Source organism: Lysinibacillus sp. JK80 (assembly GCF_027557635.1).
GTDB classification, from domain to species: Bacteria; Bacillota; Bacilli; order Bacillales_A; family Planococcaceae; genus Lysinibacillus; species Lysinibacillus capsici.
The window spans coordinates 256696-270966 of record NZ_CP058997.1 but is presented as its reverse complement, the minus strand read 5'-3'; the positions used below and the strand labels follow the sequence as shown (position 1 = coordinate 270966).

The 14271-nt window shown below is 38.3% G+C and carries 15 protein-coding genes; 3 read left to right on the top strand and 12 right to left on the bottom strand.

All coding sequences use genetic code 11. The features are described from left to right. Positions 1–113: 113 nt before the first annotated feature. The 10 genes from recN to nusB all read right to left on the bottom strand — a co-directional run bounded on the left by recN (position 114) and on the right by nusB (position 10190). Positions 114–1805, bottom strand: a complete 1692-nt coding sequence (gene recN / locus HXV90_RS01415; protein ID WP_269898197.1) for a DNA repair protein RecN — start codon at positions 1803–1805, stop codon at positions 114–116. Positions 1806–1838: 33 nt separating this feature from the next. Beyond that, a complete protein-coding gene (gene ahrC / locus HXV90_RS01410) occupies positions 1839–2288 on the bottom strand; it encodes a transcriptional regulator AhrC/ArgR (protein ID WP_004231170.1) in 450 nt (149 codons plus the stop codon). A 100-nt stretch (positions 2289–2388) separates the two neighbouring features. After that, on the bottom strand, positions 2389–3207 hold the full coding sequence (locus tag HXV90_RS01405) for a TlyA family RNA methyltransferase (RefSeq protein ID WP_004231167.1): 819 nt from the start codon (positions 3205–3207) through the stop codon (positions 2389–2391). Next, entirely contained in the window at positions 3207–5108 is a 1902-nt protein-coding gene (dxs, locus tag HXV90_RS01400) for a 1-deoxy-D-xylulose-5-phosphate synthase (protein WP_048392297.1), read from the bottom strand. The genes HXV90_RS01405 and dxs overlap by 1 nt, the downstream gene beginning before the upstream one ends. 163 nt (positions 5109–5271) lie before the next feature. Then, positions 5272–6153, bottom strand: coding sequence for a polyprenyl synthetase family protein (locus HXV90_RS01395; RefSeq protein WP_269898196.1), 882 nt, complete (start codon positions 6151–6153; stop codon positions 5272–5274). 3 nt (positions 6154–6156) lie between these two features. After that, complete coding sequence (xseB, locus tag HXV90_RS01390) at positions 6157–6390, bottom strand: exodeoxyribonuclease VII small subunit (RefSeq protein ID WP_008179899.1); 234 nt, start codon at positions 6388–6390, stop codon at positions 6157–6159. Then, positions 6387–7745 carry an exodeoxyribonuclease VII large subunit gene (gene xseA, locus HXV90_RS01385; protein WP_054549164.1) on the bottom strand — a complete coding sequence of 453 codons (1359 nt, stop codon included), beginning with the start codon at positions 7743–7745 and terminating at the stop codon, positions 6387–6389. The genes xseB and xseA overlap by 4 nt, the downstream gene beginning before the upstream one ends. Before the next feature lie 230 nt (positions 7746–7975). Next, positions 7976–8791: an undecaprenyl-diphosphate phosphatase gene (locus tag HXV90_RS01380; RefSeq protein WP_048392294.1), complete on the bottom strand. Its 816-nt coding sequence runs from the start codon at positions 8789–8791 to the stop codon at positions 7976–7978. Positions 8792–8920: 129 nt separating this feature from the next. Then, a complete protein-coding gene (gene folD / locus HXV90_RS01375) occupies positions 8921–9775 on the bottom strand; it encodes a bifunctional methylenetetrahydrofolate dehydrogenase/methenyltetrahydrofolate cyclohydrolase FolD (RefSeq protein WP_054549163.1) in 855 nt (284 codons plus the stop codon). A gap of 31 nt (positions 9776–9806) precedes the next feature. Beyond that, positions 9807–10190, bottom strand: coding sequence for a transcription antitermination factor NusB (gene nusB / locus HXV90_RS01370; protein ID WP_004231146.1), 384 nt, complete (start codon positions 10188–10190; stop codon positions 9807–9809). Positions 10191–10574: 384 nt separating this feature from the next. Between nusB and HXV90_RS01365 the strand changes: the two genes are divergently transcribed. Further along, a complete protein-coding gene (locus tag HXV90_RS01365) occupies positions 10575–11477 on the top strand; it encodes a MerR family transcriptional regulator (protein WP_054549162.1) in 903 nt (300 codons plus the stop codon). A 124-nt stretch (positions 11478–11601) separates the two neighbouring features. Beyond that, a complete protein-coding gene (locus tag HXV90_RS01360; protein WP_048392291.1) occupies positions 11602–12771 on the top strand; it encodes an MFS transporter in 1170 nt (389 codons plus the stop codon). 95 nt (positions 12772–12866) lie between these two features. Here HXV90_RS01360 and HXV90_RS01355 read toward each other — a convergent pair whose 3' ends face one another. Both HXV90_RS01355 and HXV90_RS01350 read right to left on the bottom strand, forming a co-directional pair. After that, positions 12867–13277, bottom strand: coding sequence for an Asp23/Gls24 family envelope stress response protein (locus HXV90_RS01355; protein ID WP_004231142.1), 411 nt, complete (start codon positions 13275–13277; stop codon positions 12867–12869). Between the two features lie 111 nt (positions 13278–13388). Next, on the bottom strand, positions 13389–13715 hold the full coding sequence (locus tag HXV90_RS01350; RefSeq protein WP_259420382.1) for a nucleoside triphosphate pyrophosphohydrolase: 327 nt from the start codon (positions 13713–13715) through the stop codon (positions 13389–13391). Positions 13716–13818: 103 nt separating this feature from the next. On the opposite strand from HXV90_RS01350, the gene HXV90_RS01345 reads away from it, so the two are divergent. Continuing rightward, positions 13819–14226: a hypothetical protein gene (locus HXV90_RS01345; RefSeq protein ID WP_269898195.1), complete on the top strand. Its 408-nt coding sequence runs from the start codon at positions 13819–13821 to the stop codon at positions 14224–14226. Positions 14227–14271 lie beyond the last annotated feature (45 nt).

The following is a 14271-nucleotide window of genomic DNA, read 5'->3' as shown; positions in this document are numbered from 1 at the left end:
CCTTTTCATTTTTGTCTTTTTACTATGTGTTGTTGTGACGTTCTTATAAGCGGTAAATATTTGCGCAAAATGAAAAAAGCCAGAAACAGCTGAAACTGTTTCTGGAATAATGGTTAACGCATTTGTTTTTTTCGTTCATCTGCCATTTTTAAAAGCTCCGTGGCATGCTGTAGTGTTAACGCTGTAATTTCCGTTCCAGACATCATACGGCTAACTTCCTCTATTCGAGCATCTTGATTAATTTCTGATAAGGAAGTAAACGTTCGATCATGCTCGACTTCTTTTTTAATGAAGTAATGATGATCAGCCATCGCTGCAACTTGAGGTAAATGTGAAATACATAAAACTTGAGAATTAACAGAAATCGCGGCAATTTTCTCTGCAATTGCCTGCGCAACACGACCACTGACACCTGTATCCACCTCATCAAAGATAATGGAAGTAATTCCATTGGAGGAAGAGAAAATGGTTTTCAACGCAAGCATCATTCGTGATAATTCTCCACCTGATGCAATTTTCGGTAAAGACTTTGGTGGTTCCCCAACGTTTGTGGAAATGTAGAAGATAATTTGATCTTTCCCATTGGCATCAAAATAGGGTAATTCATCGAAATTGACAATAAATTTTGCTTTTTCCATATGTAATTCACGTAGCTCTGCCATAATTGCTTCACTCAATTGTTGAGCTGCAGCTTTACGTACAGTTGAAAGTTCACTAGCCAGCTCATTGAGTACAGCTTCCATCTCTAATACACGTCGTTCTTTCACCTGCAAAATCTCATCACGATTCAACAGCTCATTTAACTCGTTTTTAATTTTTTCATAATAAGCCAAAATCTCTTCCACTGTCGTTCCATATTTGCGTTTTAAAGTTTGCAACAACGCTAAACGCTGCTCAACCTCGTTTAAACGTGCAGGGTCAAATTCCAATTCATCTAACACATTTTTGACCTGATAGGCTGCATCCTGTAATGCATAAAACGCAGTTGTCACTGCCTCAGATGATTCTTTAAATTGTTCATCAACCGTTGCAGCATCTTCTAAAGCACCCATTGCTGTTCCGATCCAATCAAGCCCTTTCGTTTCGCCCTGAATGGCTTCATAGGCTGCACTAGAACGTTCAAAAATTTTATTAAAATTCATCAGACGACGGCGTTCGTCTAGAAGTTCGTCTTCCTCACCTAACTTTAAATTAGCTTCGTCCAACTCTTTAATTTGAAATTGATACAAATCGATACGTTGTGCCATCAACTGCTCATCAATGGATATAGAAGCTAAGTCTTTTTTGAGCAAACGGTATTCATCATATTGAGCGCGATAGTTTTTTTGAATCGGCGACAGCTCTTCTTCTGCAAATTGATCAAGCAAATTGATGTGCTGCTTTTCATCCATTAGCTCTTGATTTTCATGTTGGCCATGAATATCTATGAGACTTGCCCCAATGTCTCTTAGTACCGACAAAGGCACGAGCTTACCATTCACTCGGCAAATACTTTTACCGGTATCATTCAAATCACGACGTAAAATAATTGTATCTTCTTCTATTTCAATGCCTGCTTCTTCTAACTTTTTCAGAACAGGATGAACTGAACTCGAAATTTGAAATAAGCCACCCAATTCTGCTTTTCTTGCGCCATGACGAATAAATTCAGTGTTGCCTCGTCCTCCTGCAAGTAAATGCACCGCATCAATGATAATAGATTTTCCGGCACCTGTTTCCCCAGTGAGAACTGTTAAGCCTTCTAAAAAGCTGACAGTCAAATCCTCAATGATGGCAAAGTTTCGAATACTAAGCTCTCTTAACACAAATTGTCACCTCTAAATCAAATTAACCATTTTTTATAGCATGTCTAACAAACGATTTTTTGTATTTTCACGCTCATTTTCATTTCGACAAATAATTAAAATGGTATCATCTCCAGAAATTGTACCTAAAATTTCCGGCCAATCTAAATGGTCAAGTAGGGAAGCAATGGCATTCGCATTCCCAGGAAGAGCTTTCATGACTAAAAAATGTGATGCCCCATCAATACTTACAAAAGCATCGGCTAATGCACGATGTAATTTTTGGACTGGATTGAAACGTTGATCTGCGGGTAGGCTATATTTATAACGCCCATCCTGTAATGGTACTTTTACTAAATGAAGCTCTTTAATATCTCGTGATACTGTAGCTTGTGTCACATTATAGCCTGCTTCTTTTAAAAAATCGACTAAATCATCTTGTGTTTCAATTTCATGATTGGCGATAATATCCCGAATCCGTATATGTCGTTGTCCCTTATTCAACGAAATCACCTCTTATAAATAATTGTATATGTGTATAATCACACTACCATTTTCAACAAAAAAGCACAAGAAAAAACACGGCTCTATAAGCGAGCACGTGTTATTTTAATGAATTATGCGCTTCTTCAACGAGTGCATTAAAAGCTGTATATGCAGGTAGCACTTCTTGTCCAATAGGATTCACTAAATGGAATAAAAATTCAATATTTCCTTCTCCACCTGTGATTGGAGAGAATGAAGCATCTTTTACTACAAAACCAACCTCAGTTGCCATTGCAGCCGTTTTTTCCAAAACTTCTAAATGTACTTTTTTATCACGAACGATTCCTTTTTTACCTACTTTATCTTTCCCAGCTTCAAACTGAGGTTTCACCAATGCCATAACATCCCCACCTGGCAGCAATAATGTTTTTAATACTGGTAAAATCAGTGATAATGAAATAAAGCTAACATCGATTGTTGCAAAATCAGGTAAACCTTCTGATAAATCGGCTGCCGTTGTATAGCGAAAATTCGTTTTCTCCATTACTGTCACTCGTTCATCAGAGCGAATTTTCCATGCTAATTGGTTCGAGCCAACATCTAGTGCATAGCAATGTCTTGCACCATGTTGTAAGGCACAATCTGTAAAGCCACCTGTAGAGGAGCCAATGTCAAGCATTAGCTTCCCTTCTACAGACATATCAAAAATTTGTAGCGCCTTTTCTAATTTAAGGCCTCCACGACTCACATATTTTAAATCTGAGCCCTTTACTTGTAGCGGTGCATCGACGGCAATTTTCTCGCCTGCCTTATCAATTCGTATTTCATTTGAAAAGACAAGGCCTGCCATAATGGACCGTTTTGCTTTTTCTCTTGTTTCACATAGTCCACGCTCTACAAGTAAAATATCTACACGTTCTTTTGGTTGTTTTGTCATTATTTATTCAAACCCACTTGCTGTTTTTGTTGAAGTAATACATGCATACGTGCAACCGTATCTTCTGCTGTCATATGAATTTCTGCGAGTAGCTGATCTACGTTACCATGCTCAATATATTGATCTGGGATGCCCATTCGATCAACTAGCGCATTTAAATAGCCGTGGTCATGAGCAAACTCTAATACACCACTACCAAATCCACCTTGTAGAACAGCTTCTTCAATTGTTAAAATCGGTTTTTGACTAGATAATATACGGTGTAGCATATCCTCATCCATCGGTTTGATAAAGCGTGCATTGACCACTTCAATATCGATTCCTTGTTGCGCAAGCATTTCAGCAGCAGCCATTGCCATTGGAATCGTTGTTCCAAATGTCAAAATAGATGCATCTTTCCCCTCACGTAAAACTTCCCAGCTACCAATTGGTAAAGCTATAAGCTCATCATCTAATGGCACACCAATTCCATTACCACGTGGATAACGAAGTGCAATTGGACCACCATCATAATCAATTGCTGTTTTTACCATATGTTGCCCTTCATTCTCATCCTTTGGCATCATAATTGTCATGTTTGGAATATGACGAAGGAAAGCAATATCAAATACACCTTGATGTGTTTCCCCATCTGCTCCCACTAAACCAGCCCGATCTATACCAATAAAGACATTTAAATTCGGGCGAGCAATATCATGCAATACTTGGTCATATGCACGTTGCAGGAAGGTAGAATAAATCGCTAAAAATGGCTTCATCTTTTGCGTAGCTAATCCTGCAGCCATCGTTGCCGCATGTTGCTCCGCAATCCCTACATCAAAGAAACGATTTGGGAAGTCCTTTTGAATACCTTGTAGCTTTGAACCTACAGGCATGGCAGGTGTAATCGTTACCACTCGCTCATTTTCATGAGCAATTTTACGAACCGTCTCAGCAATTAAACTACTCCAAGCTGGTCCAGTAGTCTCAGACTTCACAAATGCACCATTTTCAATTTTATAAGGACCTGTTCCATGCCAATTCCCAATTGTATCATCCTCGGCTGGTTTATAGCCCTTTCCTTTTTTCGTAATAACATGAACAAGGACTGGCCCTTTTACTTTTTTCGCATGTGATAATGTCATTTCAAGCGCTTCAAAATCATGTCCATCAATTGGACCAAGATATTTAAAACCTAGCTCCTCAAAAAACACTCCAGATACTACTAAATATTTTAAGCTATCCTTTACGCGTTCAACAGTAGAGGCAAGCTTTCCACCTAATACAGGAATCTTATTAATAAGTGATTCCAGCTCTTCCTTGGCTTTTGAGTACTCCTTGGCTGTACGTAGACGACCTAAAACATTGTGTAATGCGCCAACATTTGGGGCAATCGACATTTCATTATCATTGAGGATGACAATCATATTTGTTTTTGCATGGCCAATATGATTTAATGCCTCAAGTGCCATACCACCTGTTAAAGCCCCATCACCAATAATAGGGATAACAAAGTTGTTTTCTTTTTTTATATCACGTGCTGCTGCCATACCCATGGCTGCTGATAAAGATGTCGAGCTATGACCTGTTTCCCACTCATCATGTTCACTCTCCACGCGCTTCGGAAATCCACAAAGCCCTTTGAACTGACGTAGTGTGTCAAATTGACTCGCACGACCTGTTAAAATTTTATGCACGTAAGCTTGGTGGCCAACATCCCACAAAAACTTATCTTTAGGACTGTCAAACATTTTATGCAGCATCATCGTTAACTCAACTACGCCTAAATTCGGCCCGATATGCCCACCTGTGACAGAACATTTTTCGATTAAGAAGGTACGAATTTCTTGGGCAAGCTGCTCAAGCTCCTTCTTATTTAAGTTTTTTAAAAAGGATGGACTAGTTATTTTATTTAAATCCACCTTTCTCACACACCTTTTCAATAAAATATTCACCGCAATTGTGTTTCCACCATTATAGCAGTGTTATCAATATGCTAAAAGTACGAGCACTTCATTGTTTACATATTGCAAACGTTCCCACCTATTCTAGCATATTCTTTTCCTTCAACGCCTTGATTTTCTCTTAGTTTTTACGATGAACTATATAAGCAGCAAAGTCACGTAATAGGCTGACATCTATTGGTAATTGATCGAGTGCGTTAATGGCATGTTGATAATGCTCAGCAAGCTTTTCTTTTGCTCCCTCTAGGGTTAAGAGTGCTGGATAAGTGCTTTTATCACTAGCGACATCTTTTCCAGCTGTTTTTCCTAGTTCTTCAGTCGTTCCCTCAATATCTAAAATATCGTCTTGAATTTGGAAAGCTAAACCAATATGGTGCGCATATTCTTTCAATGTAGCACGGTCTTGTGCTGATACATCTGCAAGTACGGCTCCCGCTTCAATACTAAAACGCAATAAAGCACCTGTTTTATTGACATGGACTTGTTCCAATTCAGCTAAATTAAGCTGACGTTGCTCCCCTTCCATATCTAGTACTTGACCACCAACCATGCCTTCTGCACCTGCTGCAACGCTTAGCAACTGGACAAGCTCAATACGCTTTTCAGCAGAGATATCCATGCGTGCTAAAATGCCAAATGCCAGTGTGTTTAATGCATCACCAGCAAGCGTAGCCAGCGCTTCTCCATAAACTTTATGATTTGTTGGCTTGCCTCTTCTAAAATCATCATTATCCATGCTTGGTAGATCATCATGGATTAAAGAATATGTGTGAATGATTTCAATAACCGAACCGACAATCAAACCGTCCTGAAGATTTTCACGGTAAAGCTCTAGTACCGCTAACACAAAAAGCGGACGAATTCGTTTACCCCCTGCCTTTAATGAATAAAGCATAGATTCCTTTAAATCTGCTGGTGCATCAATTTGTTCAACAAGTGCAAACATCATCTCTTCAATTTGTGGTGTATTGCTTTCAATAAAGTACTTTAATGGCTCATTCATTTCCTAATTCTCTCCCTTTAGTGGATCAAATGCTGTTGTTTCACCAGTCTCTTGGACAATTGATACAAGCTGCTCCTCAGCATGTTGCAGCTTACTATGGCAAAACTTTGATAGCTCCATTCCTTGCTTGTATAAATCAATCGCATTTTCCAATGGCACATCACCCTGTTCTAACTGGCGAACGATTTCTTCTAGTGCCGTCATGGCTTCTGCAAATGTTTGTTGTTTTTCAGTCACAACAATTCCCCCTCATTCTTTGGCAAGATATTCGTCACGTTAGCCACAACCTTTCCATCATGGAAAGTCAGTGTCAGTTGATCTTGCTTTTGTACCTCAGTGGATGATTTGATCATTTGCTGATCTTTATATGCTACTGTAAATCCTCTTGTTAGAATTGACAGTGGATTTAAAGCTTCTAATGTTCTAACGGTTGACTCAAATTGTTGTTGCTTTTTTGCCACATAATACGTTGTAGCACGTGATAATTGTTGAACGCGCGCTTCAAGCTCTCTCTGATGAAAAGCAAGTGCCTTTTTGGGTGAATGTTGCTCCACCGTACTATGTAATTGTTGAAGTTGGGCAGCTTTTTTCATCAAGCTCACTTGCATTGCTGCCTGTAATCCTGACTCAAGCTGTGCCAATCTTTCTGTAAAAGGTCGATAAAGTCTTTCTGGCATTGACAATGGATAAGACTGCTGGAGCTTATTTAGACGTTGTCGCTCTGCCATAAGTTGCGACCTAACCATTTGATGTAGCTGTGATTTCTGCGTAAGCACGCGTTGGTAGAGATCCGCTTGATCGGGCACAGCCAACTCAGCAGCAGCTGTTGGAGTAGGTGCACGTAAATCGGCTACATAATCGGCGATCGTTGTATCTGTTTCATGGCCAACCGCACTAATAATAGGAATTCGGCTTTCAAAAATAGCTCTTGCCACAATTTCTTCATTAAAAGCCCATAAATCCTCGATGGAGCCTCCTCCTCGCCCGACAATCAACACATCACAGCTTGCCTCTTGATTAGCACGTTGAATATTTTGCACAATATTCGGTGCAGCCTGAGCTCCTTGTACAAGGGTTGGATAAATCAAAATTTCAGCAAGTGGGTAACGCCTCTTTAAGGTTGAACAAATATCCCGTATAGCTGCACCAGTTGTTGACGTGAGCACACCAATTTTTTCAGGAAATTTTGGTATCGGTTGCTTCCACTCAGGTTTAAAAAGACCTTCTTTTTGTAATTGCTCTTTTAATTGATTGAAGGCAACAAATAGGCTACCAATGCCATCCGGTTGCATTTCCTGTACATATAGCTGATAGGTTCCATAGCCTTCGTAAACGTTTACATCCCCTCGGATAAATACTTGCATACCTTCCTTTGGTTCAAACGCTAATTTGGTAGCCGCTGCTTTAAACATCGTCGCAGCTATTCGGGCACCATCATCCTTTAATGTAAAGTAAATATGGCCGGATTGATGAATTTTCACATTTGATAATTCACCTTTTACATACACTTCACGCAAATGTGGATCTGCATCGAATTTTCGTTTAATATATTTTGTTAACGCTTTTACTGTTAAATAAGAAGCAGAGGACATGTTTTCGGCTCCTTTACTAAAATCAAGTTTTTCACAAAACTACACCTATCATAACATTTTTTGCAGTCGTTGACGTGCCAAAATGCAGTTTCGATAGAAAAAATGACTGTCTTTCTTCTATCGAAAAACAACTATAACACATTCCTACACGTTCTCACTATTAGAAATCGTATATTATGAAAAATAACAAACAAAGCCCCATAACTTCATACGTTATGAGACTTTATATTTTAATAAAATAGTAATAAAAGAGTTCCTACAATAAAACAATAATACGTAAAGTAGCTAAGTTTGCCACTTTTCATAATGCCCATAAACCAACGCATCGCAAAATAAGTCATAATGAGTGTTGCCAAGAAAGTGGCGGCATATGGAAGAGCTAAGGCACCTTTATTCGGCTCGTCTAAAAAATCTGTAATGCCAAGGACTACCCCACCCAAACTTACAGGAATATAAAGCATAAAGGAAAAACGTAAGGCTGTATCCTGCTTCATCCCTACTGCTATGGCGGAAATAATCGTAGCTCCTGAACGGCTAATGCCTGGCGTTAAAGCAACTGCTTGCCCCAGCCCTACAATGATGGCATCTTTAGCACGTAAATCTGCATCTTTCTTCTTGCCACGCATATTACGAATTAACCATAATGCAGTCCCTGTCACAAATAGCATGAGCGCAATCGTTGTCATACTTACGTTATCTGCAATAACATCACTTAATAACACCCCTAAAACGCCAGCAGGAATTGAACCGATGACAATATAGAGAGCAAAGCGAAAATCTGCGTTATACCGCTTTTCTCTAGTTTTCAAGTAAAGAAAAAAATGACTGATCAGACGAACAATATCCTCACGATAAATATACATAATAGCAAGTAACGAAGCTGTATTGGTTAAGATGGCAAAAGTAAAACCTTGTTCACCTAGTCCCAGCATTTCGCTAGCAATCATTACATGTCCACTCGACGATACAGGAATTGGCTCTGTAAAGCCTTGGACAAGTCCAATAATGATATGCTTGACAATTAACATAATATCGATATTTTCCATAAAAACCTCCTCCTCAGTATGTATGTCCCAAACGTTACATTAGACGACATAATCGAAGAAAAGTTCTGAATTTACACAACAAAAAAGTCACCTCACACAATGTTGAGATGACTTTCTTCAAAAGGTTTTTTATTTTGCAAGCGTATTTTCAGCTGCTTGCACTGTGTTGAATAGTAACATTGTGATGGTCATTGGTCCTACACCACCTGGTACAGGCGTAATATGAGACGCAATTCCATCTACTTCTGCAAAGTTTACGTCACCGCATAATTTATTGTTGTCATCGCGATTAATGCCTACATCAATAACAACAGCCCCTTCTTTCACGTGCTCTTTCGTAATAAAGTTTGCACGTCCGACTGCGGCAATTAAAATATCTGCTTGTTTTGTAAATGAAGGTAAATCTGGCGTTTTAGAGTGTGTATAGGTTACCGTTGCATCCTTTTGTAAAAGTAGTTGTCCCATTGGTTTACCAACGATATGACTACGACCTACGATTACAGCATGCTTTCCTGCGATTTCAATTCCTGAATACTCAAGAAGCTTCATCACGCCAAACGGTGTACAAGGTAAAAATGTTTCTTGGCCAAGCATCATTTTCCCAACGCTTACAGGTGAGAATCCATCCACATCCTTCTCGACAGCAATCGTTGCAATGACTGTATCCTCATCAATATGTTTTGGGAGTGGTAATTGAACTAAAATACCATGAATATCCTCACGTTGATTTAAAAGCTCAATTTGTGCTAGTAATTCCTCTTGCGTTGTCTCTTCGGGTAATTTAATGAGTTCTGAAAACATACCAATCGCTTCACAAGATTTTTGTTTATTTCTCACATATGTAGCTGATGCCTGGTTGTCTCCAACTAACACAACCGCTAAACCAGGTGTCAATCCTCGCTCTTTTAAACGAATGACACGCTCTGCTACAGCATTACGAATTTCTTGACCAATCTCTTTACCATTAATAATTGCACTTGACATAAACCTTCGTTACTCCTTCCAATTCAACACATTATTCTTGTTCTGTAAATTTAGAAAGTACACCATTGACGAATTTAGATGAACTATCATCGCCAAATGTTTTACATAACTCGATTGCTTCGTTTAGTACTACTCTTTTTGGTGTTTCTGGCATGTATAACAATTCATATACAGCTAAACGTAAAACCGTTCTTTCAATTTTGGGTAGACGGGCAAGTGACCACTTTTCAAGATGCTGTTCTAATGTAGCATCGATTTCCTCCAAATGTTCAGCTGTTCCATTTACGATCTTTTCGTAGAAGGCATTGGTAGGTTGACCTTTAATATGGCCCATTGCTTCTTCAACTGTTAGATCCGTATTGTCTAGCTGAAACAAAACTTGCAACGCTTTTTCGCGTGCTTCATGTCGTTTCATGTAAAGCTCTCCTTCTTAAGTGGCATTAAGGTTTATAATAGCATAAAATCACATGAGAAACACGATTTCAAGCAAGTTTTCAATAATCTGAACCTTTTTCAAGGAACTTTTTGTTTAAGCCCACTTCTCATCGAATAGTGGTATTCCAAAAATGAATGTTTCCTGTTCGTAATGGTATAATAAAGAAAAACGTTAGAGGTGTCACAATGCAAACTGAAGCTATATGTCTTAGCTGCAAAAAACATTTAAAATGGTTGACGGTGAAGAACAATATCAACAAATGAAGGAACGTACATCTCACCTATTTTACTGGGTGGATGCAAGCATAAAATTCGTTTTGATGCCATTCGAAACTTTTTTAGCTTTTATTAGTGGAGGCCATTTATGAAGGAACATTATTATACGATAGGTGAGGTTGCCAAACTTTCAAACTTATCGGTTCAGACATTACGTTATTATGATCAAATTGATTTATTTAAGCCTGCTTATATCGATACCTTCACCAATTATCGGTATTATAAAGGCAATCAGCTATTCTATTTAGACATTATAAAGTCCCTTAAATATATCGGCGTGACGCTTGATGATATAAAAAAAGCACTTAGATTAACCTCTGAGGAATTGCTTGATTTTTTAGCTCAGCAGGAGCTACGCATCAATGAAAAAATTTCACGTTTAAACGAAGCAAAAAATACCTTACTAAAAACAAAAAAGCAATTACAAGAGCAAATTGATATCCCAGTCTTCGGTGAGATTTATGCGCAAATAGAGGAAGCAATGCCCGTTCTTCAAGTAACCACTACTGAATTAACACCGACATCGAGCACCAGTACATACTATGCCACTTTAATTAAAATCATCGAAAAGGAAGGCAGTGTCTTAAACAGTCGTTATGGCTGTATTTATCCACTAGAGCCCTATAAAGATGTCAATGACATCATTTATGATGCTATTTTCACTCCCCTATTAACGGAGCGCACATTTTCGCAGCTTTCACCAAACATACAACAAACCATTATTCCTGGGGGTAGATATGTATGCATTGCCTTTATTTACGATCCTGATACTTATTTTTCATTCTATGAAAAGTTGAGAAATCATGTATTGGCTCAGCAGGAACTATTTGAATCGCAAGTGTATGAGCTATACATGCCAGCAACGCTCACTATGGAACAAGAAAAGAAATTTATAGTAGAATTAAAGATTAGGCAAAAACAAGAGACACAAAATTCCTCCGAAAAAGTAGTGGCGCATTCGTATAACTCTCAGCCAGAACTCCCAAACTGATAAAAATTTTTAAAAATAAAAACAAATCTTTTGACCCTATAGTTACTATAGGGTTTATCGTATTACATGGAAATATTCTAGTAGATTGAAAACATGTATCGCGAACAATTAGAAGGAGAAGTTTATGAGCAAGAAACAAAATATAACCTTAGCTATTTTATTATCTAATCTTTTCATTGCCTTTTTAGGGATTGGTTTAGTCATCCCTGTTTTACCAACCATCATGAATGAGCTACATATTTCTGGCTCTGTTGTTGGTTATATGGTGGCAGCCTTTGCCATTACACAATTAATTGCATCACCAATTGCAGGTAAGCTTGTTGATAATATTGGCCGCAAAGTTATGATTGTTGCAGGTCTTTTTATTTTTGGACTTTCTGAGTTTTTATTTGGGTTTGGTCGTTCTGTTGAAATTCTTTTTGTCTCTCGTATGTTAGGTGGCGTGAGTGCCGCTTTCATTATGCCAGCTGTAACCGCCTATATAGCTGATATTACGACATTGGCACAGCGCCCTAAGGCACTTGGCTATATGAGTGCAGCCATTAGCACAGGTTTTATTATCGGCCCTGGGATCGGTGGTTTTTTAGCTGAAATTGGTACACGTGTCCCATTTTATGCAGCTGGGGTACTTGGTCTGTTCGCAGCTATCCTGTCATTGCTGTTTTTAAAAGAGCCAACACGTGCTACAGACAATGAAGAAGTAGCACAATCCATGTTAGGTAGTGTCAAGCGTGTGTTTAGTCCACTCTACTTCATACCATTCATTCTTATTTTCGTGTTATCATTTGGCCTCGCTGCATTCGAATCATTGTTTAGCTTATTCGTTGATCACAAATTTGCGTTTACACCATCGGATATTGCCATAATTATTACAGGAAGTGGTATTGTTGGGGCACTAGCTCAATTAATACTATTTGATTGGCTGACAAAGAAAATGGGTGAGATTAATGTTATTCGTTACTCACTAATCCTTTCAGCAGTATTAACATTTGCCATGACGATCGTGAGTCATTATTTTGCCATCTTATTCGTGACATTCTTTATTTTCGTAGGCTTCGATTTAATTCGACCTGCTGTTACTTCGTATTTGTCGAAAATTGCCGGAAATGAACAAGGATTTGTTGGTGGCATGAACTCTATGTTTACAAGTCTTGGTAATATTTTTGGCCCAATTCTAGGTGGGGTATTGTTCGATATCAATCTGAACTATCCATACTACTTTGCTACAATCGTATTGGTGCTAGGCGTCATACTTGCGTTATTCTGGAGAAAGCCAAAGCATATAGAATTATAAAATAGCGATACATCCACATGAACATCCTAGAGAAATCCATATAAAAAGGACTGCCCAATGATGAACGAATCATCATTGGGCAATCCTTTTCTTTTTTATTCATGCACTACTGTTTCTTCTTTTTCAAAGTGAATACCTGTAATATGCACATTTACTTCTGCTGTTTCTAGTGCCGTCATATTAAAAATAGCCTGACGGATTTGCGTTTGAACTTCTTTTGCTACCTTAGGAATGGCATATCCATATTTCACAGAGCAAAATACATCAATCGCAATTTCACCAGTTTCCGTTACACCTGATTTAATGCCTTTATTGTGTACTTTTTTACCGAAACGTTCCACGACACCCGTCGCAATATTCCCACGAGTTGCAGCAATGCCTTCTACTTCATTGACAGCAATCCCAGCCACAACCTCAATCACCTCTGCCGCTACCTCAATTTTTCCAAGCTCTTCTTTCCCAGAAGGTGTTGGTTGTACGAAAGATTGTCCTACTTTCTCTGCCATACAAATATCATCCTTTCCCTTACACATCACAAACAAGTGCTGTACTTACATTTATTATACTATAAAAAGGAAGGTTTGGCTGTCGAAAGCCGTTTTAATTTAAAACCGACTTTACTGATCCACGACATCGATTAAATAAATTCCCTTTTCAAATCCCCCACGAGCTTTCTTCTTGTGTACACGGGTCGCTTCTAGCTCCTCAAAGCGTACACCTAGCACACCGATAGCCATATGAATGAGCTCCAGTATGTCTGCGAGCTCTTCAACACTTTCTTCTCTACATTCGGCTTCGTAAAATTCTGTAGCTTCTTCTATCATTTTAGCCTTTATTGCCTTTACCAGCTCACTAGGTTCTAAAATGCGTGCATGATAGGATAAACCCTTCGCTTCAATTACTTCTAAAATTTTATCCCTCACTAGCTTATTGTATATTGGCATCCATTGTTTCACTCCTTTTCAGGGGGATGACTATTTCTTTCTTCTATTATATAGTATTCTTTCTATAATATAGAATTGATTTGAGATAAAGTAGAGGTAGAGTATGTTACAAAAATGGTTGTTTGGCATCGGTGGGGTTGTCCTCATGTTTACAATGTTTTTTTTTTTTTTGGGGAATAGTGCTAGTGAAGATACATTGCTTGCGAAAAATATAATGGAAAAAGCAAATAATGGTACAACTATAGTTTCACTAAATAAATTAACGGATTTTGATTGGGAAAAAGCGCAAATTTTTGGACCTTATACAACGAAAGATGCGATTGAAGAAACAATGAACATACAGTTTAAAGGTAGTATTAGTGGATTAGATGTACGGGAAGATATTTTCCTTCTTGTATTTGCGAAAGAAGGCCATGCGATAAAGACAGCTGTGCTTTACAGAAACATAGGAGACTATTCAACAAAGAATGGTATATTAACACCAGATAACGATCTTCTATCTATAAAATAGAACTTTTATAATCTTTTTCACCACACTTCAACTAGTAATTGTTTA

What these genes read in the sequence shown, in the direction of transcription:
- HXV90_RS01405 (WP_004231167.1), bottom strand. Translation starts at nt 3,207, where the DNA reads ATGACAAAACAACCAAAAGAACGTGTAGATATTTTACTTGTAGAGCGT.
- HXV90_RS01395 (WP_269898196.1), bottom strand. Translation starts at nt 6,153, where the DNA reads ATGAATGAGCCATTAAAGTACTTTATTGAAAGCAATACACCACAAATT.
- xseA (WP_054549164.1), bottom strand. Translation starts at nt 7,745, where the DNA reads ATGTCCTCTGCTTCTTATTTAACAGTAAAAGCGTTAACAAAATATATT.
- HXV90_RS01380 (WP_048392294.1), bottom strand. Translation starts at nt 8,791, where the DNA reads ATGGAAAATATCGATATTATGTTAATTGTCAAGCATATCATTATTGGA.
- folD (WP_054549163.1), bottom strand. Translation starts at nt 9,775, where the DNA reads ATGTCAAGTGCAATTATTAATGGTAAAGAGATTGGTCAAGAAATTCGT.
- nusB (WP_004231146.1), bottom strand. Translation starts at nt 10,190, where the DNA reads ATGAAACGACATGAAGCACGCGAAAAAGCGTTGCAAGTTTTGTTTCAG.
- HXV90_RS01365 (WP_054549162.1), top strand. Translation starts at nt 10,575, where the DNA reads ATGAAGGAACATTATTATACGATAGGTGAGGTTGCCAAACTTTCAAAC.
- HXV90_RS01360 (WP_048392291.1), top strand. Translation starts at nt 11,602, where the DNA reads ATGAGCAAGAAACAAAATATAACCTTAGCTATTTTATTATCTAATCTT.
- HXV90_RS01355 (WP_004231142.1), bottom strand. Translation starts at nt 13,277, where the DNA reads ATGGCAGAGAAAGTAGGACAATCTTTCGTACAACCAACACCTTCTGGG.
- HXV90_RS01350 (WP_259420382.1), bottom strand. Translation starts at nt 13,715, where the DNA reads ATGCCAATATACAATAAGCTAGTGAGGGATAAAATTTTAGAAGTAATT.
- HXV90_RS01345 (WP_269898195.1), top strand. Translation starts at nt 13,819, where the DNA reads ATGTTACAAAAATGGTTGTTTGGCATCGGTGGGGTTGTCCTCATGTTT.